At 38.3% G+C, this 24,018-nt stretch carries 19 protein-coding genes; 6 read left to right on the forward strand and 13 right to left on the reverse strand.

Going from position 1 to position 24,018, the window contains the following annotated elements; all coding sequences use genetic code 11:
- Positions 1-9 precede the first annotated feature (9 nt).
- On the forward strand, positions 10-426 hold the full coding sequence (locus RM545_RS13225) for a thiol-disulfide oxidoreductase DCC family protein (RefSeq protein WP_311495756.1): 417 nt from the start codon (positions 10-12) through the stop codon (positions 424-426).
- Here the strand turns inward: RM545_RS13225 and RM545_RS13230 are convergent.
- Complete coding sequence (locus tag RM545_RS13230) at positions 410-1,738, reverse strand: dicarboxylate/amino acid:cation symporter (RefSeq protein ID WP_311495757.1); 1,329 nt, start codon at positions 1,736-1,738, stop codon at positions 410-412. The genes RM545_RS13225 and RM545_RS13230 overlap by 17 nt on opposite strands.
- A 24-nt stretch (positions 1,739-1,762) precedes the next feature.
- Positions 1,763-2,827, reverse strand: coding sequence for a chorismate synthase (gene aroC, locus RM545_RS13235; RefSeq protein ID WP_311495758.1), 1,065 nt, complete (start codon positions 2,825-2,827; stop codon positions 1,763-1,765).
- A gap of 178 nt (positions 2,828-3,005) precedes the next feature.
- Between aroC and RM545_RS13240 the strand changes: the two genes are divergently transcribed.
- The gene (locus RM545_RS13240) at positions 3,006-3,836 is read left to right on the forward strand and encodes a UDP-2,3-diacylglucosamine diphosphatase (protein WP_311495759.1); all 831 of its coding nucleotides are present in this window, start codon (positions 3,006-3,008) and stop codon (positions 3,834-3,836) included.
- A 17-nt stretch (positions 3,837-3,853) separates the two neighbouring features.
- Here the strand turns inward: RM545_RS13240 and RM545_RS13245 are convergent, their stop codons facing one another.
- Positions 3,854-4,231 (reverse strand): response regulator, encoded by a 378-nt coding sequence (locus RM545_RS13245; RefSeq protein WP_311495760.1) that lies wholly within the window; start codon positions 4,229-4,231, stop codon positions 3,854-3,856.
- A gap of 150 nt (positions 4,232-4,381) precedes the next feature.
- Positions 4,382-7,300, reverse strand: a complete 2,919-nt coding sequence (locus tag RM545_RS13250; RefSeq protein WP_311495761.1) for an FAD-binding and (Fe-S)-binding domain-containing protein — start codon at positions 7,298-7,300, stop codon at positions 4,382-4,384.
- 144 nt (positions 7,301-7,444) lie between these two features.
- On the opposite strand from RM545_RS13250, the gene RM545_RS13255 reads away from it, so the two are divergent.
- Complete coding sequence (locus tag RM545_RS13255) at positions 7,445-7,933, forward strand: hypothetical protein (RefSeq protein ID WP_311495762.1); 489 nt, start codon at positions 7,445-7,447, stop codon at positions 7,931-7,933.
- 110 nt (positions 7,934-8,043) lie between these two features.
- Here RM545_RS13255 and bshA read toward each other — a convergent pair whose 3' ends face one another.
- The 7 genes from bshA to RM545_RS13290 all read right to left on the reverse strand — a co-directional run bounded on the left by bshA (position 8,044) and on the right by RM545_RS13290 (position 17,473).
- Positions 8,044-9,195, reverse strand: coding sequence for an N-acetyl-alpha-D-glucosaminyl L-malate synthase BshA (gene bshA / locus RM545_RS13260; RefSeq protein WP_311495763.1), 1,152 nt, complete (start codon positions 9,193-9,195; stop codon positions 8,044-8,046).
- A 60-nt stretch (positions 9,196-9,255) separates the two neighbouring features.
- Positions 9,256-12,189 carry a serine hydrolase domain-containing protein gene (locus RM545_RS13265; RefSeq protein WP_311495764.1) on the reverse strand — a complete coding sequence of 978 codons (2,934 nt, stop codon included), beginning with the start codon at positions 12,187-12,189 and terminating at the stop codon, positions 9,256-9,258.
- Positions 12,189-12,674: an ABC transporter ATPase gene (locus RM545_RS13270; RefSeq protein ID WP_311495765.1), complete on the reverse strand. Its 486-nt coding sequence runs from the start codon at positions 12,672-12,674 to the stop codon at positions 12,189-12,191. Before RM545_RS13270 ends, RM545_RS13265 begins: the two co-directional genes overlap by 1 nt.
- Before the next feature lie 500 nt (positions 12,675-13,174).
- On the reverse strand, positions 13,175-13,966 hold the full coding sequence (locus tag RM545_RS13275) for a (Fe-S)-binding protein (RefSeq protein WP_311495766.1): 792 nt from the start codon (positions 13,964-13,966) through the stop codon (positions 13,175-13,177).
- Positions 13,967-14,005: 39 nt separating this feature from the next.
- Positions 14,006-15,349 (reverse strand): 4Fe-4S dicluster domain-containing protein, encoded by a 1,344-nt coding sequence (locus RM545_RS13280; protein ID WP_311495767.1) that lies wholly within the window; start codon positions 15,347-15,349, stop codon positions 14,006-14,008.
- 10 nt (positions 15,350-15,359) lie between these two features.
- On the reverse strand, positions 15,360-16,310 hold the full coding sequence (locus RM545_RS13285) for an MlaD family protein (protein ID WP_311495768.1): 951 nt from the start codon (positions 16,308-16,310) through the stop codon (positions 15,360-15,362).
- Positions 16,311-16,363: 53 nt separating this feature from the next.
- Entirely contained in the window at positions 16,364-17,473 is a 1,110-nt protein-coding gene (locus tag RM545_RS13290; RefSeq protein WP_432264587.1) for an N-acetylmuramoyl-L-alanine amidase family protein, read from the reverse strand.
- Positions 17,474-17,609: 136 nt separating this feature from the next.
- On the opposite strand from RM545_RS13290, the gene RM545_RS13295 reads away from it, so the two are divergent.
- Positions 17,610-20,324 carry a putative LPS assembly protein LptD gene (locus tag RM545_RS13295; protein WP_311495770.1) on the forward strand — a complete coding sequence of 905 codons (2,715 nt, stop codon included), beginning with the start codon at positions 17,610-17,612 and terminating at the stop codon, positions 20,322-20,324.
- Between the two features lie 712 nt (positions 20,325-21,036).
- On the forward strand, positions 21,037-21,420 hold the full coding sequence (locus tag RM545_RS13300) for a RidA family protein (RefSeq protein ID WP_311495771.1): 384 nt from the start codon (positions 21,037-21,039) through the stop codon (positions 21,418-21,420).
- Between the two features lie 156 nt (positions 21,421-21,576).
- Here RM545_RS13300 and RM545_RS13305 read toward each other — a convergent pair whose 3' ends face one another.
- Both RM545_RS13305 and pfkA read right to left on the reverse strand, forming a co-directional pair.
- Positions 21,577-21,942, reverse strand: coding sequence for a methylglyoxal synthase (locus RM545_RS13305; RefSeq protein WP_311495772.1), 366 nt, complete (start codon positions 21,940-21,942; stop codon positions 21,577-21,579).
- A 3-nt stretch (positions 21,943-21,945) separates the two neighbouring features.
- Positions 21,946-22,932: a 6-phosphofructokinase gene (pfkA, locus tag RM545_RS13310; protein WP_311495773.1), complete on the reverse strand. Its 987-nt coding sequence runs from the start codon at positions 22,930-22,932 to the stop codon at positions 21,946-21,948.
- Positions 22,933-23,620: 688 nt separating this feature from the next.
- On the opposite strand from pfkA, the gene RM545_RS13315 reads away from it, so the two are divergent.
- Positions 23,621-23,968: a hypothetical protein gene (locus RM545_RS13315; protein WP_311495774.1), complete on the forward strand. Its 348-nt coding sequence runs from the start codon at positions 23,621-23,623 to the stop codon at positions 23,966-23,968.
- Positions 23,969-24,018: the final 50 nt, after the last annotated feature.

Raw genomic sequence — 24,018 nt, forward strand, 5'->3', positions numbered from 1 at the left:
TGTTAGGCAATGGATGCACTACCAAAAAATAAGAAAATAATCCTCTTTGACGGAGTCTGTAATCTTTGTGATGGTGCAGTGAAATTTATAATCGAGCACGATAGAAAAGATGTTTTTCGATTTGCTTCTTTGCAAAGTGAATTCGGACAAAAACTTATTGCGGAGAGAGGTTTGGATCCGGAAGAGCTGGATTCTGTGGTTTTAATTGAACCCGGAGTCGCCTATTACAGAAAATCTACGGCCGCTTTGGAAATTTCCAGAGAACTTTCCGGAGGTTATTCTTTACTAAAGAATTTCCTTGCTTTACCTGAAAGCTTTCGCGATCTGCTTTACGATTTTGTAGCCAAAAACCGCTATAAATGGTATGGTAAAAAAGAAAGCTGTATGATCCCCACTCCGGAATTAAAATCTAAATTTTTGGACTAGAGGTATTTTCTTCTTCGGTGTAATTGTCATCCCAATCTTTCACATTCGGCTCACCCATTTTATCTACAGATTTTGCTACCATTAGAGATACGGCAGCATCACCGGTCACGTTCACCATCGTCCTGCACATATCCAGAGGACGGTCTACAGCAAAAATTAATGCAAGTCCTGCTTCAGGAATCCCTGCCTGAGCCAGCACGATAACCAGCATCACCATGCCTGCACCGGGCACTGCGGCAGAGCCTATAGATGCTAAAGTTGCCGTGGCTATAATTCCTAATTGAGCTCCCAAAGTAAGGTCCATTCCAAAGGCCTGTGCAATAAAAACTGCAGCTACGGCCTGATAGAGACTTGTACCATCCATATTAATTGTTGCACCAATCGGAAGAACAAAGCTTGTAACCTCTCTATGCACACCCATATGCTCCTCTACCCTTTCCATGGTTACAGGTAAAGTAGCCGCACTGGAACTGGTTGAAAAGGCTAAAAGCTGAGCGGGCGCAATTCCGTTAATAAAAAACGCCGGAGTATTTTTTGTGAAAATCCAAACCAAAAGCACATAGACTCCTATCATTAATGCCAGCCCTATTAGAACGGTTAAAGCATACATTGCCAGAGCCGCAAAAAGATCTGCACTTGGTGACTCCACTACCAAAGCAGCCAGTAAAGCAAAGACCCCATAAGGAGCGGCAAGCATAATGAGATCGATCATTTTAAGAATAACCTCATTAAATCCATCGAAAAAATCTTTAACCGGCTTGGCTGTTTTTTCAGGTATTAGAATTAATCCTATTGCAAAGAAAATAGCAAAAAATATTACCTGCAGCATATTGGCGTTGTCGCCGGCAGCAGCAAAAATGTTGCTCGGCACAAGGTCTTCCAGGGCTTGTAAAGGTCCTGCTTCTTTTTGCTTTGCTGCGTTTAACTGTACTCCAGAGGCATCCCCTTCATAACTTGTAAGCAAATCCTGTCGTGTATCTTCAGAAATGGAGCTTCCGGGTTTTATGAGGTTTACCATTCCCAAACCTATGGAAACCGCTATGACTGTTGTGATAATATAGGTAACTATAGTTCTTGTTCCCATCTTGGAAAGCTTGGAAATATCTTTTAGATCTGATATTCCTTTAATAAGCGATGCCAGAATAAGCGGTACTGCAATTAACTTAAGAGCATTTATAAAAATGTTTCCGAAAGGTTTGATCCAGTCGCTTACAAATTCTGCTCCCCAGCTAAAATTGGTTAATATTAATGCAAAGACGACTCCCGCAGCCATTCCCAATAATATCTGCCAATGCAGTGCAAGTTTCTTCATAGTAGCGCTATTTCAAAAATAGAATTATAGTTTTGATGTCTTGTTCTGAAGCAGATAATCTACAATAACTAATGCAGCCATTGCTTCCACTATCGGTACAGCCCTTGGCACCACGCATGGATCATGTCTTCCTTTTCCCTGCATTTCCACAGATTCACCTTGTGCATTAATCGTTTCCTGATTTTGCATTATAGTTGCGACAGGCTTAAAAGCTACATTAAAGTAGATGTCCATTCCATTAGAAATACCACCCTGTATACCTCCGCTAAGATTGGTTCTCGTAGAGCCGTCATTATTGAAAATGTCGTTGTGTTGGCTCCCTTTCATTTTTGTACCTTCAAATCCGCTGCCATACTCAAAACCTTTTACAGCGTTTATGGAAAGCATGGCCTTTCCCAGTTCTGCATGCAATTTGTCAAATACAGGTTCTCCCAGCCCTTTCGGAACGTTCTTAATTACACATTGCACCGTTCCTCCCACAGTATCCCCTTCTGCACGAATTTCTTTAATATAAGATTCCATTTTCTCTGCAGTTGCGGTATCTGGACATCTCACGGGATTAGTTTCAATCACGCTAAAATCTAGTTCTTTATGATTTTTATGGAGTTCAATTTCTCCCACAGAAGCGGTATATGCAGTAATTTTAATATCAGATAATATTTGTTTTGCAAGTGCACCGGCCACAACCCTGCAGGCCGTTTCACGAGCAGAGGATCTTCCGCCCCCGCGGTAGTCCCTTACACCGTATTTCTCATCGTAGGTATAATCTGCGTGAGAAGGTCTGTAAGTGTCTTTTATATGCGAATAATCTTTCGATTTCTGATTAGCATTTTTAATAACAAAACCAATTGGTGTACCTGTTGTCTGTTCTTCAAAAATCCCCGAAAGAAATTCTACCGTATCCGGTTCCTTTCTTTGGGTAACAATCGCCGACTGTCCCGGGCGACGGCGGTTCAATTCATTCTGAATTTTTTCTAAATCGAGTTTTAGTCCGGCCGGACAGCCATCTATAACTCCTCCAATTGCCTGCCCGTGTGACTCTCCAAAAGTGGTAAGTCTAAAAAGTTTTCCGAAGGAATTCCCCGCCATAGTTGTGATTTTGAACAAATGTAATTTTTTAGCCCCACTTTTGAAAGGCTAATTTCAATTAATCTTCACATAATACAGAGGGCAACTTTTTAAAGTATAGGTAATATTTTCGTAATTACCTGCTAAAGCTTTTTAAAAAATAAGGCCTGAAATTTAGAAAATATTAAATCTGAAAATATTGCCACAAAAGAGAAAGCTTGATATTGTAGTTATTTCTGATGTGCATCTTGGCACCTTTGGATGTCAAGCTACAGAGCTCTGTGACTATCTGGACAGCATTCATCCTGAAAAATTAATCCTGAATGGCGATATTATTGACATCTGGCAATTTCGAAAAAGCTATTTTCCAAAAGCTCACCTGGAAGTAATTAAGAAAATTATCGATTTAAGTAGTCAGGGTACTGAAGTTATTTATATCACCGGAAATCATGATGACATGTTAAGAAAGTTCAGTGATACAAAACTTGGTGGATTTAGTGTCGTAGATAAACTGGTGCTTGATCTTAATGGCAAAAAAGCCTGGTTTTTCCATGGAGATGTATTTGATGTTTCCATAAAGCACGCTAAATGGCTTGCAAAATTTGGAGGCTGGGGATACGATTTGCTCATTCGATTTAACAGCGTTCTCAACTGGACCTTAGTGAAAATGGGCAAAAAGAAGTACTCACTTTCCGGTAAGATAAAAAACAGCGTAAAAACTGCTGTAAAATCAGTTCATGATTTTGAAAAAACAGCTGCCGATCTGGCTATTGAAAATAATTACAAATTCGTGATCTGCGGTCACATTCATCAACCCAAAATTATTAGAAAAACCAATGAAAAAGGCACCTGTCTCTATTTAAATTCCGGCGACTGGATCGAAAATTTAACTGCGCTGGAATACAAAAACAAACGTTGGGAACTTTTTCATTATAAATATCCTCAAAAGCAACAAAAAGAGAATAAAATTTTCCCTTTAACCGCTATCACTATTTCCATCCGGAATCAGAAAGACCGCAGAAAAAGGTAAGATTCTATTGAGAGTTACTAACTATCAGTATTTGCTTTTGTCTTTAAAACACTATCTATTCTGGAAAGAAGCATTTCCATATCAAAGGGTTTGGAAATAAAGTCCACAGCACCGGCTTCCTTACAGGTCTCTGCTGCATTATGCAATGCAGACATCATTATAACCGGGACCTGTGCAACTTCCTCATCTTTTTTTAATGCTGAACATACTTCGGTTCCATCCACACCAGAAATCAACTTGTCCAGTAGCACCAGATCAATATCGTTATCAATAATATTTTCCCTGGTCTCCAATGGCTTCTGTGAAAGGGTTACCTCGTGATCCTTAAATTCAAGAATATCCTTAATCATGTTACCTATAGAGGCATCGTCATCCACTATTAAAATTTTTGCCATTTAGTATTTGTTTATACAAGCTAACTTTTAAATAAATCCGGAGCACTGGTGGGTTGGCTTTAGCTTTTATTCCCTCCCAAAGTCAATTAAAAAAAACTTGCAGCCAATATAGTATTAATTTCAAAGAAATTTTCAACTATGTAAACAATTCTATTTAAGAGCATCTCTCAGGATGCTTACAGGATGCCGGGCATTTCTCTGCGTCCCATCCTTTATTTGATGCCTGCAACTTGTACCGTTTGCCGCAATTAGAGTATCTTCTGATGCCTTCCTTACGGCTGGGAATAAAGTTTGCTCCCCAATATTCATACTTACCTCATAATGTTCTTCTTCATAACCAAAAGAACCTGCCATTCCACAGCATCCGGATGGGATAAGAGTTACCTTATAATTTTCCGGAAGATTTAAAACTGTAAAAGTGACTGAAGTATTAGAAAGAGCCTTCTGGTGACAATGCCCGTGTATTTTTATCTTTTTTTCTTCTGAAGTAAAAGAAGATGCTCTGATATTACCTAAAGCTATTTCTTTTTTCAAAAATTCCTCAATTAACAGGCAATTTGGTGCTAATTTTTCTGCATCAGCTTTATTATTTGCCATACGAAGATACTCATCCCTAAAACTTAAAATTGCAGAGGGCTCTATACCTATAAGAGGGGTTTCTTCTGAAATTAAATTTTTAAATATGTCAATATTTTTATTTGCCAGAAGTTTCGCTTCATCAAGAAAACCTTTAGAGAAATGACTGCGACCACTTTCTTCGTGCTCTATGATCTCCACCTGGTACTTTAACCTGCTCAGCAATTCCAGGGCATCTATGCCTACTTCTGCATCCAGGTAATTAGTAAATTCATCATTAAAAAAATAAACTGTTTTTAAAGGATTTTCTGCTCTTAAGCGTTCCTTGTTTATTTTATAATATTCTGCAACGGTCTGCTTAGAAAGATTAGGTAAACTTCGTTCTTTAGCAATACCAAAAGACTTTTTTGCTAATCCTGAAGTAAAAGCATTTTTAAAGAAGAAATTTGTAATACCGGGAAGTTTAGAACCTAATTTATTCATCTTGCCATTATTTACAAACAACTTGTTTCGTCTTGAAAAACCGTTTGCTTTTTGGTATTGATATTGAAATTCTGCTTTTAAAGCAGCTACATCTACGCTGGAAGGACATTCGCTTTTACAACCTTTACAACTTATACAAAGATCAAATACTTCTTTTAACTCAGAATGATCAAATCTATTCTGCTTTTCCGAATTGGTCAGAAATTCCCGTAACCCGTTTGCTCTTGCCCGGGTGGTATCTTTTTCATTTTTTGTAGCACGATAACTTGGGCACATAGTACCACCAGATTCCGCAGACTTTCTACAATCCCCACTACCGTTACACTTCTCTGCCATCCTCAGAATCCCTTCGGTTTCAGAAAAATCCATTAGTGTTTCCACTTCAGGTTCTTTTCTGTCCACCACATAACGAAATGAGGTGTCCATTGGTGGTGCATCGATTATTTTCCCCGGATTAAAAATGTTGTGAGGATCAAAAACTGATTTTACATCTTTCAGGATCTGGTAATTTTTAGAGCCTATCATATATTCTATAAACTCTGCACGTACTCTACCGTCACCATGCTCCCCACTCATGGATCCATTGTATTTTTTTACCAATTTCGCCACATCTTCAGTAATACTTCTAAAGAGCTTTACGTCCTCAGATTTTTTGATATTTAGAATTGGCCTTAAATGGAGTTCTCCTGCTCCGGCATGTGCATAATAAACTGCGGCTTGTTTGTACTTTTTCATGACCTGGCTAAACTCCAGAATATAATCTGCAAGATAAGGTAAAGCTACTGCAGTATCTTCTATACAGGCCACGGCCTTACTGTCTCCCACGATATTACCAAGTAACCCCAATCCTGCCTTTCGCAATTCCAGCGCCAGCTCTATCTGCTCATCCATCAAAACGGGAAAAGCATAACCTAAATCAGAACTCCGCAGCGATTCCAGAAGCTCCTGTGTTTGTTGCTGAAGTTCTTCCTGACTATTTGCTCTTAGTTCAAGCATAAGAATAGCCTGAGGATCACCCTCAATAAAGAATCGGTTTTCTTTGTATTTCAGATTCTGTTTAGTACAATCCAGGATGGTTTTGTCCATCATTTCACAGGTGAAAAGCGGATGTTTCATAGCCGGCACAACAGCCTGCAAACATGCTTCTATAGAAGTATAATGAGCGGCAATCATAGAGGACTTAGGTGGAGGTAACCTGTCGAGTTGCAAAGTAACTTCTGTGGTAAAAGCTAAAGTCCCTTCACTTCCTGACAGGAGATTACATAAGTCCAACTTCTTTGTGGAAGTATTATCGAATACTTCAGAATATACCAGATCATCAATTGCATACCCGGTATTACGGCGGTGCATTTCCTGAGGCGGAAACTTATCTTTTATCTCCTTTCTATTTTCTTCTGAATTCAATTTGGCTTCTACTTCCCTGTAAATTTTTCCTTCAAGGTTTTCAAGCTGCAGCTTTTCCTGAAATTCTTTTTTTGAAATAGCCCGGAATTCTACCTTGCTCCCATCACTCAGGAGGGTTTGGAGAGAAACAACTTTTTCCCTGGTTGTGCCGTATTTAATTGAAGTAGTTCCACTGGAATTATTTCCAACCATTCCTCCTATCATACAGCGGTTTGACGTAGAAGTATTAGGACCAAAAAACAGTCCGTGTTCCTTGAGGATACGGTTTAGGTCATCTCGAATTACTCCAGGCTGAAGTCGTACTGTCTTGTCCTGCGTATTTATTTCATAAATAGTTGTGAAATATTTAGAAACATCTACAACAATCCCCGTTCCCACACATTGGCCGGCAAGAGAGGTTCCTGCAGTTCTCGGGATTAAAGATGTTTGATTTTCTGTTGCAAATTTTATAAGCAGCTTAAGATCTTCTTCATTCTTAGGATAACATACTGCCAACGGGAGTTCTCTGTATACTGATGCATCTGTGGCATAGATTGAGCGCCACAGGTCATCGTAAAATAAATCCCCTTCTAAATCTACAGATAATTTTCTTAGTTCTTCCTTCATAATAAAAGATGCTAAAATACGTTTTTTACTGTGATTGGCTTAACAGTGTATTAAAGAAAATTAACAATAGATTGGGGAATGTAGGTATTTTCGTTTTACAGTAACGATTACATTTGCTTCTTAAATCAGAAAATTTAAAGAAAAATGAAAAAGTTCTTTTTACTGGCAGCACTTACAATAGGTGCAGCATTTACAGGCGTGAAAGCTCAGGAAATTGCAGACAATGCCATAGGTCTTCGACTTGGCGGAGGAAGTGGTTATGGAGCTGAAGTTTCTTACCAAAAAGCAACAGGTTCTAACAACCGCTTAGAATTTGATCTTGGCTGGAGGAATGATAATAGCTTTGATGCCTTTAAACTGGTAGGCCTCTATCAATGGTTATGGAACCTGGATGGTGGTTTTAACTGGTATGCAGGTGCAGGTGCAGGTGTTGGTAGTGTTAATGACAAAAGAGGTGGAGATTACAACGACGGTGCTTTTCTATTAGTAGCCGGAAACCTGGGTATTGAATATAACTTTGATATACCACTACTTCTATCTCTGGATTTACGTCCTGAAATAGGTTTTAATGACTACGATGTGGTAGATGGATTTTCACCAGATATTGCACTGGGCGTAAGATATCAGTTCTAGATCAGTCAGCGGGTATAAAATAAAAAAGTGGGAAATAATTATTTCCCACTTTTTTTATGCTTTGACTTCAGTTGAAAAACCATTGAAATTCTATAACATAGAGGTTTTTCCTAACTTGCTTCAGTAGAAACCTTTGTTTTCTCAAGAAGGCTTTGATAAAGTGCTTCGTACTGCGGAACAATTTTTTGTATATCGAACTTCTGTGATTCACGGCGTGCATTTTCCTTGAACTGATCCAGTTTTTCTTCATCTGATAAAAGAGAAATTGCATCTTCTGACATCTTCTGTATATCACCAACATCATTTAAATATCCGGTTACCCCATGAATATTTACTTCAGGCAAGCCTCCGGTATTTGTAGAAATCACCGGAACACTGTTTACCATAGCTTCTAACGCTGCCAGTCCAAAACTTTCTTTTTCTGAAGGAAGCAGAAATAAATCTGAAAAACAAAGGATTTTATCTATCTCATGGCTCTCTCCCAGGAACATTACCTTATCCAGTATCCCCAGTTCTTTCACCAATTCTTCTGCTGTTTCTTTTTCAGGACCTTCCCCCACCATCATAAGCCGGGATTTCACCTTCTTCTGAATTTCGAAGAAAATTTTAATCACATCGTCTATGCGTTTCACTTTTCTGAAGTTACTAATGTGGGTGACGATCTTTTCATCTTCCAAAGCCATCATTTCGCGCTGACAGTCGGTAAACGTTTTTCGCTTATATTTAGTAACATCTATAAAGTTAGGAACTACTTGTATCTCTTTGGTAATTTCAAAGGACTTAAGAGTATCTTCTTTAAGGCTTTGAGAAACTGAAGTAACAACATCGCTATTGTTTATACTGAATTTTACGGCAGGCTTATAAAAAGGATGCCTTCCTACCAAAGTTATATCGGTGCCGTGAAGCGTTGTGACCATAGGAATGAAAATTCCTTCCTCCTCCAGCATTTTTTTAGCCATGTATCCGGCATAAGCATGCGGAATTGCATAATGGACATGCAAAAGTTCTATTTTATGGAGTTTTACCATATTTACAAGCTTGCTGCTTAGCGCCAGCTCATAAGGCTGATAATGAAACAGGGGATATTCCGGTACATGTACCTCATGAAACCTTACATTGCTGGAAAGCTGATCCAGCCTTACAGGTTGTTTGTAAGTGATAAAGTGTATCTCGTGTCCCCTTCGCGAAAGTGCAAGTCCCAGTTCTGTAGCGACTACTCCACTCCCCCCAAATGTGGGGTAACAAACAATAGCAATTCTCATTGATTCTTCTTTAATAAAAGGCCTCTCTAAAAAGCCAGTTTTCGCTAATTTTTTGTCTTATTAAAAATCTATAGCTTCGTATATCACTTCCTGTATTTTAGATCTGATATCCTCTCTTATCAGTTTCCGGTTATTGGAATCCGGATAAGTACGATTGGACAAAAATACATATATAATTTCTTCCTCCGGGTCTGCCCATGCTAAAGTTCCTGTGAATCCAGTATGTCCAAAACTGGTTAACGAAACACAACCGCATGTGGGGCCAACACTACCTAGCTGTGGTTTGTCGAAACCCACTCCTCTTCTTACATTTTCTTCGCAATAATAACAGGTATTGAATTTTGAAATGGTTTCAGGCTCAAAAAATTTTTCTCCACCATAACTTCCGCCATTCATGTACATTTGCATGATTTTGGCCACATCATTAGCATTACTAAACAAACCTGCATGGCCACCAATACCACCCTGCATAGCGGCTCCCTGATCATGAACGTATCCGTGGACTTTCTGCGCCCTCCATAATTTATCATTTTCTGTAGGTGCTATTTGGTCCAGACCAAAGCGAGTCGCAGGAAGGTAACCGGTGTAATTCGCTCCCAAAGGCCTGTAAAATCTTTCCTGCGTAAGACTATTCAAAGTCGTATTGTAGTAACTCTCCAGGTAGTACTTAAGGATGTAAAAAGGTAAATCACTGTATTTGTATTCCTTTTTCCTCTCGAGATCACTATCTCTTATCACAGCCAAAATAGTATCCTGGGCATCATTTCGAATATACATATCCCTCGCAACATGTGTATTAAATGTTTCGGAAGGAACCTTGCTGTAATACAAATCTGAAGGTTTCCGGGTATTTTTGTCCAGTGTGGAAATATAAAATGGTATCCATACTTTGAGACGGGCATAATGCATTAGCATATCCTGTAACCTGATATATTCCTTATTGGAGTTTTGAAAAACGGATAACATTTCTCCAAGCTTGGTGTCGAAACTTATAATTCCCTTTTCCTCCTGTTCCATCACCAAAGGTAAAGTAGCCAGAATCTTTGTTAAGGAAGCGAGATCGTAAACGGTAGTATCAGTTACCGGAAGCTCTTCTTCATACGTTTGATAACCAAAATTACGATTGTAAATTACTTTGCCTTTGCGTGCAATCAAAATTTGAGCTCCTGGAGTCATCTTCTTATCTATTGCTTCAGTAATAATCGAATCAATTTTTTTTAATTTATAGGAATTGATGCCTACTGTTTCCGGGACACCATAACTAAGCCGATTAAGTTCCTTGCTCCTAAGACCAGAGCCTTCAGGAAACTCGTCACCAATACTAACCGGCAGCTTTCCCCTGGCCTTTACAGCTCCAAACAGCATCTGTGCAACCTTTTGCTGTGCAATTTCATTATTCTGATAACCAACTACCACACCTTCCATATCTGTGAAAGTGGGAATATCCAGTAAAGCATACGGCCTGGCAAAAACATTCAGCACTGTACTGTTTTTTCTGGCAATTTCATAAAGCCAACGTATTTCACGATTTGAGAATTTATAAGAAGTCCAGGGATTGTCATCCTCTTTATGAAAACCTACAATAACCCTATCGTATTCTTCAAGTCGACTAAGTAAACTCTCCAGGTTGACAGCACTTACCCAGTCCACTTTAGTATATTTTCTAAGTTGGGAAAGAAATGCACTGCCATCACCATCTCCCAGGTTGACGTAAGCAAATTTCTTCTTTGCTAACTTTTTAAATGGTAAAAGCCCCATGTTGTTCTTTAAAACAGTAATAGAACTTTCTGTTAGTTTTTCAAAAAGAGCATCATCACGAACGCTATGCAATTCAGAAATAAGAAATGCAGAATTTATCGGTTCATAATCATTAAGTCCTACTTTATATTTTGCAAATAAAATTTTCTTAACCGAATGGCTTAGACGTTGCTCGCTTATAAGTCCATTATTATAAGCTTCTGCTATTTTCTGAATTCCTTTCGGGACATCTTCAGAAATTAGCAGAACATCGTTTCCTGCAAGAAAAGCAGCCAAATCAATATCTCCTGGATTACTGAAGTTGGAAGCTCCTTTCATGTTCAACGCATCAGTAAAAATTAGTCCGTTAAAATTGAGCCCCTTCTTTAGGAGATCGGTAACCACAGTTTTACTTAACGAAGAAGGAGTACCTTTTTCCTCTTCCAGAGAAGGCACATTGAGATGGGCCACCATCACGCTGGAAAGCCCCTCCTCTATCAGCTTTTTGTATGGATATAATTCTACGTTTTCAATCCTGCTTTTGGAAAAAGAAATAGTAGGTAAAGTTTTATGAGAGTCGGAGTCGGTGTCTCCATGACCGGGAAAATGCTTTGCACTGGAAAGTACTCCTTCGCGTTGCATACCTCTTATAAAAGCAAGGGATTTCGCAGTTACGTTTTCCTTTTCTTCTCCAAAGGACCTGGTGCCGATAATTGGATTTTCCGGATTAGTGTTAATGTCTACAACGGGTGCAAAATTTATGTGTACCCCAAGCCGCTTGGAATGCCGGGAAATAGCGGCACCTGCTTCTTCAATTAAAGAATTATCCTCGATTGCACCCAATGTCATATTCCAGGGCAGGGCAAAAGTAGAATCAAGGCGCATTGCAAGCCCCCATTCGGCATCCATTCCAACCAGTAGCGGTACTTTGGATGCTTCCTGAAATTCATTAGTAAGTTTTGCCTGCCTTAAAGGTCCTCCTTTAGAAAAAATAACACCACCAATATGTTGTTTTTCTATAAGTTTTCTTATTTCATCTGTTTTAGATTCAGGTGCATTGGAAAAAACATCTACCATAAAAAGCTGCCCAATCTTCTCCTCCAGGGACATTGAATTATAAATACTGTCCACCCATTCTTTTTGAGCAGGAAAGTCTTCACTTATCAGCGGATTCCTTTGTTGGGAAAATAAATTGGTAGTGAGAAAAAAGAAAAGTGAACCTAAAAATAAAAAATTCGGGGCTACTTTAAGTTTCATTAATTTAAAAAGCGATTATGCCAACTATCAGATGCAGGAACTTCCCAGTCTGAAAGATATTCGGCTTTGTTATTTACAAGATTATTAAAAACAATGGTCTTCGGAGAAACAGCTTTCTCTTTCGCCATTTTCCTGAAATCAATCAGGGTCTTGTAAGCCACAAAATCACCTTGTTTATAAGAAACATTCATTTTATCCAGAAGATCAACCCAGTATTCCTTTTCCAGTTGCTGAATAAAATGAACCGAAGCGTCTATAGAACATCCTGAAGCTGCATTTACTTCCTGGTCCAGCGCGAGTATAATGAAGCGTTTATATTTAATTTCAAAACCGGCTTTTAACTCAGCTCCATGAGCTGTCCATCTCTGGACAAAAAGTTTCAGTTTTTGAGTAATTTCCTGAAGTTCTTCTTCTGTAAAAGATCTATTGGATTGATAGATCCAAACACGGGCACTATCGGGTAAAGTATTAAAAGGTACTAACATCTTTGGTCTTAGATAAATTTATACAAAACTACTTTATTATGCTGTGCCTTCAAATATAGTACCGGAATTTAACTTTTAAATTCACGTGTTGACAATCAGATTATAACCGAAAATTGGCAAATTTGGCAATTCTCTAAAGTAGAAGGATTTAAAGAAAGATCCAGCTTTGGAAAAGGCTTTTTTAATAGATTTAGAAGAGTGAAAACAATAATTATTATATCTAGACCTTATACTTTTCTCTAAAAATTTATCCTAAAGGTTAATTCTGAAGATTATAACAGGAAATTCAGGTGGTTGAATATTGCGATTTGGCAAATTATATATAACAATATAAGAGAGACCTCCAAAATGTCAATTTTCGACCTAGTGTTCAAATGGTAACCGATTTATTTCAGATAACATGAAGGAAAGAATCAGTACTAACCGAATTTCAGAAATTTGTCCAGAATGTTGTTCTAAAAACCTTCAGCTAAGAAAGGCGAGAGGAAATAATTTCTTGTTTAGAGATCCTGGGCCTCAGCGATCATTTCGGCAACATCCATAACAGCAATACTATCCTCCTTATCTTTACTCTTAACACCATCTGTCATCATGGTATTACAAAAAGGGCATCCCGCTGCAATCACTTCAGGTTTTACTTCCATAGCCTGCTCTGTCCGCTCCACGTTTACATCTTTGGTTCCCGGCTCCGGCTCCTTAAACATTTGTGCTCCACCCGCACCACAACAAAGTCCGTTGCGTTTGCACATACGCATTTCCACAAGTTCGACTTCCAGCTTTCTTAGAAGATCACGGGGAGCTTCATATTCCCCGTTTCCGCGGCCAAGATAGCATGGATCGTGAAAAGTAATTCTTTTTCCTTTAAACTTACCTCCTTCAACCTTTAGTCGGCCTTCATTAAGCAGGGATTTGAGAAACTGCGTATGATGCATCACCTCATAATTCCCTCCAAGGGCAGGATATTCATTTTTTATAGTATTGAAACAATGCGGACAGGCAGTGACCACTTTTTTTATTTCATATCCGTTAAGAACTTCGATGTTAGTCATCGCCTGCATCTGGAAAAGAAATTCATTTCCGGCACGTTTTGCCGGATCTCCGGTGCAGCTTTCCTCTGTGCCCAAAACAGCAAAATCCACACCTGCTTTGGTTAATAATTTCACGAAAGCCTTTGTTATTTTTTTTGCACGATCATCAAAGCTTCCGGAACATCCAACCCAAAACAAAACTTCAGGTTTTTTACCTTCTGCCATGTATTCGGCCATTGTCGGAACTTTTAATGCTTCTGCCATACCTTTTCTACTTAAAAAAATTTTAAAATCAATTCCAGTCTAGGAATTCTCCTTTGCCCAATTTAACCTGTCCATTTGATTATATGGCCATGGCGCCCCATTATTTTCAATATTAGTCATTGAAACCGCCAGTTCGTTTGGTGCTGCACTTTGTTCCATGACTAAGTATCTCCTCATATCCATTATAATAGAAAGCGGATCTATTCCTACAGGACAAGCCTCTACACAGGCATTACAGGTAGTGCACGCCCACAGTTCTTCTCGTAAGATATAATCATCCAACAACTGTTTTCCATCATCCTGAAAACTGCCGTTTTTGTTGATGTTCTCTCCAACTTCTTCCAACCTGTCACGGGTGTCCATCATGATTTTTCTCGGAGAAAGTTTTTTGCCGGTTTTATTTGCCGGACATTCAGAGGTACAACGCCCACATTCGGTACAAGTATATGCGTTTAAAAGCTGAACCCTATTTAAGTCCATTACATCTGAAGCTCCAAATTTTTCAGATTCTGCGGTATCATCCGCTTCTGCCGGTGCGGCAAAAGGATCGGCATCGGGATCCATCATTAACTTTACTTCATCTGTAACAGATTGTAAATTGTCAAATTCTGCCTTCGGTTTTAACTTTGAGAAGTAAACGTTTGGAAATGCCAGTAAAATATGCAGGTGCTTTGAATAGTACAGGTAATTAAGGAAAAATAAAATTCCGAGGATATGTAGCCACCATGCTGCTCTTTCTATAATAATTAAAGTCGAAGAACCCATTCCTTCAAATATTGGAAGTAAAAACTGGCTGACAGGAAAAGACCCCATTAAACCGGCCTCGCTATAATAAGGTTTTACTTCATTTATTTGCAACTGATAATCTGCAGCATTCATGGTTAAAAACAAAACCATAAGTACCATCTCAAAGTAGAGAATATAATTAGCATCGTTCTTTGGCCACCCTTTTAATTCCCGTCCAAGAAATCTGTAGATATTGGAAATATTTCTTCTTGTCCAAAAAATAATTACCCCCAATAGCACAAGTAAAGCCAGAATTTCGAAAGCAGCTATTAATATTCCGTAGACATCACCCATGGCAAATAAAACCCTGTGCGTACCAAAGAGTCCGTCGATAATTATTTCCAGAACTTCTATATTAATTATAATGAATCCCAGGTAAACAATTACATGCAAAATACCGGAAACAGGCCTACGAACCATTTTGCTTTGACCAAAAGCAATTCTGGCCATTTTTGTAAAACGTTCGCCACTGTTATCTTTACGGTCAACTTTCTTTCCTAAATTAATATTCCGTATAATCAGGTGGATATTCTTTGCGAAGAACGCAATCCCCGCCACAAGGGCGATAGCAAACAGGATTTGGGGAATAAATTCCATTTAGGTCAAATTATCTTAGAGAATCCTCGGGTTCTGTATAGCCTTTAGCTCGTTTTCCAAAGATAGAGAAATTAACATAGCGTTTCGGGTTAAGTTTTACATCCTGAAGAAGCTCTTCAAGTTGTTTGGTAGCCCGCTCCAGATTGTTGTAGACATCATCATCGTTCAGCAACTTCCCGGCTGTTCCTTCACCACTGTTCAATTTAGCAGATACTTCTTCAAAATTAGAGATGGCATTTTCTACATCATTCACCATTCTCTGAACGTCAATATTCGAAATTGTATCTGACAAGTTATTAAGGTTGCCTGACATCTCATCCAGGTTGGTAAAAGTCCTGTCTAGTTTTTCTGAATTTCCTTGCACAATGCCTTCGAGCGTTTGAGCTGTTCCTTTTATAGAACGCGCTGTTTCACCCAAATCCTGAAAAGTCTGCCTTATATTATTTCTTGTAGTATCATTAAGGATGACATTTAACGCTGTCAGCAAAGAATCTGCACTTACTATAGTGTTTTCCACTTTCGACTGAAGCGGTGTAAGCCTGTCATTTACCAGCTCCATTAATCCTTCTTCGCTATCTCCCTGGAGAGTATCACCTGATACCGCCTGCTCACCTTTTTCGTAAGTTGGAACAATCGCAAGAGATTTTCCTCCTATAATATTCCCTCCATAGATCTGCGCCACACTGTTTTCTGAAAATGGAAAATCATTATCTACCGTAAAGCTAACAACGAGCAAACCGGTATCGTTAAGAAAGTCTATTTTTGTTACCTGTCCTACTTTAAGACCGTTAATTGTTACGTCTGAAGAGCGGGACAAGCCTTCTACATCTTCATATACAGCATAAAAAATCCTACTTGAATCAAGAAGATTTTTTCCTTTGAGGAAACTATAACCGAAAATAAGAACGAGTATTGCAATAACAGCCAGTATGCCGGTCTTTACCTCTTTAGAATACTTCAAAAGTTAAAATTTTAGAATACGGACAAATTTAGAAATAAAATAGAAGAGTAGGTCTAATTAAGCTTAGATTTTAACGCCTCATTAACTGTAATCTTCCTGCCGTCTTTAAAAGCGACAATATAACTGGAAGAATATCCACTGTTTATCGCCTCTTGGTGTAGATTCTGTATTTTGAGGTAATCTGAAGTTTCACCCAGGTAGTATTTGAATAACTTCCCCTCCTTTACACGATTAATATTTTGTAAACCTTTAAAATTATAAGATTTTGTTTCCACTTTCTTGGATCCCGCAGCAACCTGCACCTTAAAAGTTATACCATCATAAATAGACGAGGCTACAGGTGTGGCTTCGATATTTCCCTGGGTCTCATTAATACTTTCTAAAGTAGAAAGATTTATATTTTTACTGTAATTAATTATTGCCTGGGAAATTGCTGCAGACATTTTATTTTGCCCATTACCACTATTGAGAAAAGCTCCCTCCTGGTTGTTGGTGAGAAATCCTGTTTCTATAAGAACGCTTGGCATTACTGCTTCTCGCAAAACGAGAAAAACATCCTGCTTCACACCCCGGTTTTTTCTACTAAGTTCATTAGTGAACTTTTTCTGAATAAAATCAGCCAGGAGTATACTTTGGTTTAAGTATTCTTCCTGCATTAATGCCAGCCCAATATAGGATTCCGGAGAATTGGGATCAAACCCATTATAAGTCACCTCGTAATCATCTTCAAGGTAAATTACAGAATTTTCCCGTTTGGCAATTTCAAGATTATCATTACTTCTTCTTAAACCTAAAACGAATGTTTCAGTCCCACTTGCCTGTGAGCTATGGGCATTACAATGAACAGAAACAAAAAGATCTGCCTTGGCTTCGTTGGCAATCTGAGTTCTTCTCTTAAGTGGAATAAAAACATCTGTTTTACGAGTGTAAATAACCTCTACCCCCTGGTCTTCCAGTTCTTTCCCTACTTTAAGAATGATGCTTAAAGCAATATCCTTTTCTTTATAACCGTTACCCATATTACCCGGATCTTTACCGCCGTGTCCCGCGTCAAGAACAACAACAAAGCGTTCTACGTCTGGCACCTCATTGGCGAAAAAGGGGACTACAAAAAATGTGATACAAAAAATTGATAAGAAAAGTTTAATCTGGCTCATTCTCATAAATAACTAACGCTAAAATTTGGAAAAATATTTTATTACTATTTTTCACTTGTTCACAAAACTCAGGTGGAAAAATATATGTAATTTTGAATTCGCAAAAAGCAAGCCACTCTTTACAAAAATAGTACTTAAAGCATTGCAAACAAATATACCTTATATAGTTTTTTGCTGTATTTTTATACTGTTAGCACCTTCATTTATAACGGCTCAGGAACTTGACACCATCAGCGGCATTAGAATTGAAGCTGAAAGGGACACTCTTGTTTCCGTAGGAGAAGGTATTCCGCTGGCTGAAACGATTAAATTGCAGGATAGCATACTGGCAGATACAATTCTCCAGCCACAAGGTAACGGACTTCTCTCAGACCGTGTTGACTATAAAGCAAAGGATTACATAAGGCTGAGTCAAAAGGAAAACAGGATGTTTCTCTATAACGACGCCCAGGTCACTTATGGCGATATTGTGTTAAATGCAGGCCTCATTATTATTGACAATAATAAAAATGAAGTTTATGCCTTTGGTATTCCGGATTCATTGGGCGAATATACCCAAAAACCTATATTTCAACAGGCCCAGAAAACAGTTGAGCCGGATTCTATCCGTTTTAATTTTGATACCGAAAGAGCGCTCATCTATAATTCCAGAACCCAGGAAGCCAATTTCAATGTAAGAGGAGAAGTCACCAAACGGGAAAATGACTCTGTTTACTTCATGCAAAATGTGCGCTTTACTACCTCTGAAAATGTGGATAATCCAGATTACTATTTTTACGCACGGCGTATAAAATTTGTACCTGACAAGAAAATCGTATCCGGACTGGTAAATATGTATATAGCAGATGTACCTACACCCTTGGGTCTACCTTTTGGATATTTCCCAATGACTGAAGAAGAAACTTCCGGATTTATTATACCGTCCTTTGGAGATAGTAATAACCGTGGATATTATCTACAAAACGGTGGGTATTATTTTGCGATAAGTGACTATGTCGATCTGTTGGCTATAGGAGATTATTACACTAACGGAAGTTATGCATTAAACCTTGAATCTAACTACAATCAGCGTTACAAATTCCGTGGGAATGTGAGCTTCCGGTATGAAAGGCTTCTGGAAAGTGAACGCGGATTTCCCGATTTTGCTGAGGGTTCCAACTATAATCTTCGTTGGTCGCACAGCCAGGATTCAAAGGCTAGCCCTTCTTCCAGGTTTAGCGCTTCAGTGAACCTTGGTAGTAGTGATTATTACAGGGAGTCTGTAAATCAACAAAATACGGGTAATTTCTTAAACAATACCTTGAACTCCTCTGTTTCCTATTCTAAAACTTTTGAAGGTGAACCTCAGGTGAATCTCAGCCTCGCAGCAAGACACTCACAGAATACAAATACAGGAATAGTCAACTTGACACTTCCCACACTCACTGCTAGCATGTCCAGAATTTATCCTTTTGAACCACAAGTTGGAGCAAAGAAAGGAATTATAGAAAACATCAATTTTCAGTATAATTTAAGGGCAGAGAATAGAATTGCTACTTATGATTCTATTTTCTTCACACCACAAATGTTCGATGAAGCTGTATATGGCGCACAACATTCCATTCCTGTTTCTACAAACTTTAAACTTTTTAATTATTTAAGTGTGAGTACTGGGGCTAGTTTTGAAGAAAACTGGGTTTTTGAAACTTATGAACGTTCTTATGATGAAGAAACCAACAGCGTTGTTCGGGACACTATAAAAGGTTTTGACAGCTTTAGGACTTATAATTTTAATGCCAGCCTTGGAACAACCCTGTATGGTTTGAAAAGCTTTGGAAAAGATAAAAAAATACAGGCCATAAGGCATGTAATGCGGCCCTCGATAAGTTATAGCAATAATCCGGCTTTTGACCAGTACTACGACCAGTTTGAACAGATAAATCCGGCAGATCCATCACAAATAAACCTGGTAGATTATTCACGATTCGACGGAACGTTATATGGGGCACCGGGGAGGAATTTCTCGAGTTCATTAGGCTTGAGCCTCAGCAACACGTTAGAAGCTAAAGTGCGGGATAAAGATAGCACCGCAACAGAACCAAAAAAGGTTACACTACTAAACAATTTTAGTATGAGTACCTCTTACAATTTAGCCGGGGATTCTTTGCAGCTTTCCCCTATATCATTGCGTGGAGGTATCCCTGTTATCGAAAATAAACTTACCATAAATCTTGCTGCCCAAATGGACATCTATGCCCTGGATAACAACAATCGCAGGATAGACAGGCTTAATATTAATAATGGAGGAAGCCTTTTTAGGTTTACCAATGCCAATGTAAGTTTTGGGTATGCCTTTTCCAGCAAGGATTTTTCTAAGGATACCAAAAATAAAGATGAATCTGAAAATGAAACGTATAGAAACGGAGGCCGACCAGATGATCTTTTTGGAAAGGGAACAGATCTGGACGGTGATTTTTATGAAGATGGAGAAGATCCTTTTGATGATGGAGAGGAAGAAGAAGTCAATAGTGAATGGTACAAATACAAAATCCCCTGGGATTTACGCGTAAATTATACCATGACTTATAGTAACAACGCAAGGCAAAATGAAATTACATCGCATTCACTTATGTTTTCCGGAAATCTTGAGCTCTCACCAAAGTGGGCTATTGGAGCCTCCTCTGGTTTTGATGTAAAGGAAGGAGGATTTACTTATACGCAATTGCGTTTCGCACGGGATCTTGAGAGCTGGAGAATTAACTTTAGCTGGGTTCCTTTCAGCCAGAGAAAATCCTGGAATTTCTTTATTGGCATAAAATCTTCTATTTTAAGTGATATTAAGTATGAGAAACGAAGGGACAGGGATCGAAGTTTGTAGGTTGTGAAGGAGTAAAAAAGTGAAGAAGTGAAAGAGTGAAGAAATGAAAGAATTAGAAATTATTATTTTGACTAAAGCTTATATGGAAAACTTGGTGTAACCAGCGAATTAAAAGGCATGCATGTCTTAAAATGGCAAATTTCGATATATACTTCTGAATGTGGCGGTATTAGGAAAAAGATGAAAAGAGTTAAAGAAGTGAAGTAGTGAATGGCGAATGCAAAGCGACTCTGGAGATTTTGTTTCTGCGTTGATCTGCGTACTCTGCGGGAAATTTCTTTTAAGTGAATGGTGGGTTGTGAAGAAATGAAAAATCACTATTTTGACCTAAAGCTTTAGCACAATTCAGTATAACGTGTGAATTAAAAGGGATACCTCAAAATGGCAATTTTCGATATATACTTCTGAATGTGGGGGTATTAGGAAAAAGTGAAATTGTGAATGGGGAATGCAAAGCGACTCTGGAGATTTTGTTTCTGCGTTGATCTGCGGACTCTGCGGGAAATTTCTTTAAATGAATTGTGAAGAAATGAAAAAATTAAAAATCACTATTTTGTTCTAAAACTTTAGCACAATTCAGTTTAACCTGTGAATTAGAATGGATGCCTTAAAATGGCAACTTTCGATATGCAGTCCTTAACCAGAGGTATTAGAAAGAGAGGTGCAAACCAAAGCTTTAGAAAAAATGAACTAATAAAAATACATATCATTTATGAAAAAAATCATCAAAACCAGCAATGCCCCGGCACCAATTGGACCTTACAATCAGGCAGTTTTAAGTGGAAACATGCTTTTTGTTTCCGGACAGATAGCAATTAATCCTAAAACCGGCAATTTAGAAATTGACGACCTGGCTGCAGAAACAAAGCTGGTAATGGAAAATTTGAAGGCGATACTTTCTGAAGCGGGACTCACTTTTGATGATGTCATTAAAACGTCAATTTTCATTAGTGATATGAATAACTTCGCCAAAATAAATGAAGTCTATGGAACATATTTTAATGCTGAAACAGCACCAGCAAGGGAAACTGTGGAAGTAGCAAATCTACCAAAGTTTGTAAACGTAGAAATAAGCGCAATAGCTGTTAAAAACTAAAATAGATTCTTACCGGAAGTTCTGCTAGAATTTTCTTTCTTCAATTCCGGCTCACAGAACGGTCCTCAGCAGAGGTTATTAACGGCACAACTTCCGGAGATTTTTTTGTGCCCGAACTAATCCAGATCTGGTAGCATTTAAAGAATTATGTTCTTACTATATCCCCTGAATAAGCAAACGTGCAGTTGCAGGGTTGGTTGCTAACGGTACATCATGAACATCGCATAACCTCATAAGCATAAATATGTCTGGTTCGTGCGGATGCTTATCCAGAGGATCCCTAAAGAAAATCACCATATCTATCAGACCTTCTGCGATACGTGCGGCAATTTGTGCATCCCCTCCAAGAGGTCCGGACAATAACTTTTCAACTTTAAAACCCGCAACTTCAGTTTTTGCTCCCGTTGTACCGGTAGCAATAAGGTTTATTTCTTTAGATTGTAAAGTTTCTCTATGGTTATTTAAAAACTGTACCATTTCGGCTTTCTTCCCGTTATGGGCAATAATTGCTATTGTCTTCATTGATCAGGTGGATAAAATATCAGAAATTCTAAGTAAATCTTTGTTTACAGTGTGTTCGGTTTTTAAAGCCTTTGAGATGCTGGTATATACAATATCGTTATTTACGAGCCCAACCATTACATCGCGGTTACCATCCATAAGAAGTTCAACAGCCTTTACACATAAACGGCTTGCCAGAACCCTGTCGAAACATGTAGGTTTCCCTCCTCTTTGAATATGTCCTAAAACAGTTACTTTTGCGTCGTAGTAAGGCAAATTTTCCTTTACATATTCTGCCAGTTCAAAAACATTTTTTCCGATTTTATCTCCTTCAGAAACCACTACGATACTGGAAGTTTTTCCAGATCTTCTACTACGCTCCAGGGAATTAAGCAAACGTTCCAGCCCCAGATCTTCTTCAGGAATTAAAATTTCTTCAGCACCGGCACCAATACCACTGTTTAAAGCTATGAATCCTGCATCGCGCCCCATTACTTCCACAAAAAACAGTCGGTTGTGGGAACTTGCTGTATCCCTTATTTTATCAATTGCATCTACAACTGTATTTAAGGCAGTGTCGTATCCTATAGTAAAATTAGTGCCTGAAATATCATTATCAATGGTTCCGGGGACACCGATACACGGGATACCGTGCTCTTCACTAAGTGCCAAACCTCCACGAAAAGTTCCATCCCCTCCTATTAGTATTACAGCATCTACTTCTGCTTCTTTAATTTTGGCCGCTGCTTTAGCACGTCCTTCTTTGGTCATAAATTCCCTGGAACGGGCAGATTGAAGTATCGTTCCTCCGTAGGGCAAGATATTACGGACACTTCGTGCATTAAGTGCTACAAAATCACCTTCAATTACCCCTTGAAATCCACGGTAAAAACCTACGCATTCAGTTTGGTAGTACGCACAGGCTCTTACCACTGCCCTAATTGCGGCATTCATTCCCGGAGCATCTCCTCCTGAGGTCAATACCCCTATTTTCTTGATCTTCTTGGCCATAGATAATTACCCTTAATACATGAAGTTCTTGATATTCCCCGTAAAACTAGTTACAAATAAAATGATTGCAAAATTATTTTCAACGGAAAAAGGAGTTCTTAATTTGTTCCGTTTAAGTGCTAAAGTGTCGGTCAATGAATGACTCTCCTAAATTAGATATGTTCTGAAAAAGAGAAAAACCTAATCTATGTAAGAAATTTCCTTAAACAAGCGGTTGATCGTAAGAATAAATACTTACTTAAGTTATTGTTATTGTGTTACTTATATTTTCTTTTGGGGTATATAAACTTCACAGGTTTGTTTTAATTTGTAAGAGAGGTTAATTATCGTAGGTAAGAATTATCAGGCACGAGCCCTTTTTGGCTCTTTAATAAGTAGAAATGCATCTTACACGTTATATCAATTGATGTTATACAACAGTTTATTGAAATTTTAAAGGTCTTTTTATTTGGGGAGATACAAAGACCAAACAAGGGGGCATCTCATATTAGATTGTCCCCTTTGTTTTATTAGCCTCTTACGTGGCATCTATATTTGTTTTTACGATTGTCCCAATTACTGCTCTTTTCACCAGATACTTTAACATCGTGTTAACTTATTGTAAATGTGAATGTTAAAGACTAGAAATAAAAAAGTATTTTACTATATTTAAATTTCCTTTTGAACAGCAACCAAAATCTTCAGCCTTATGTTATACAAACCAACCACAGGTTTTCTTTACCTACCTCAAAGTCCCAAGCCTATCTTTAAAGGTGCTAACGAAATTCACTTCGACTATTATTTCTCCGCCAGATATTTCGAAGAAAGTATTGTCCTGGACGTAACAACAAAAATTTTTTCAGAATATGACCATGTCTTCACACGTATCTCATCGCATCGTATAAAAAGAGGCGAGGTAAAAACCTGCGTAAAAGAATGTTTACTAACCCACTTTTTAAGAATGGGGGTTTCCAGAAAAAGGGCAAACTTTCTACTTAAAAACTTCAGCCTTAGTTTCAGGAAGCTTGAAGTACAAAAAGAACTAAGGGAAGTTTAAAAAGATTAGAAAGTTTGGGGAGATTTTCTAATTTAAAGAGGAACGCGAAA

Source organism: Autumnicola lenta, from assembly GCF_031846515.1.
Classification (GTDB): Bacteria; Bacteroidota; Bacteroidia; order Flavobacteriales; family Flavobacteriaceae; genus Autumnicola; species Autumnicola lenta.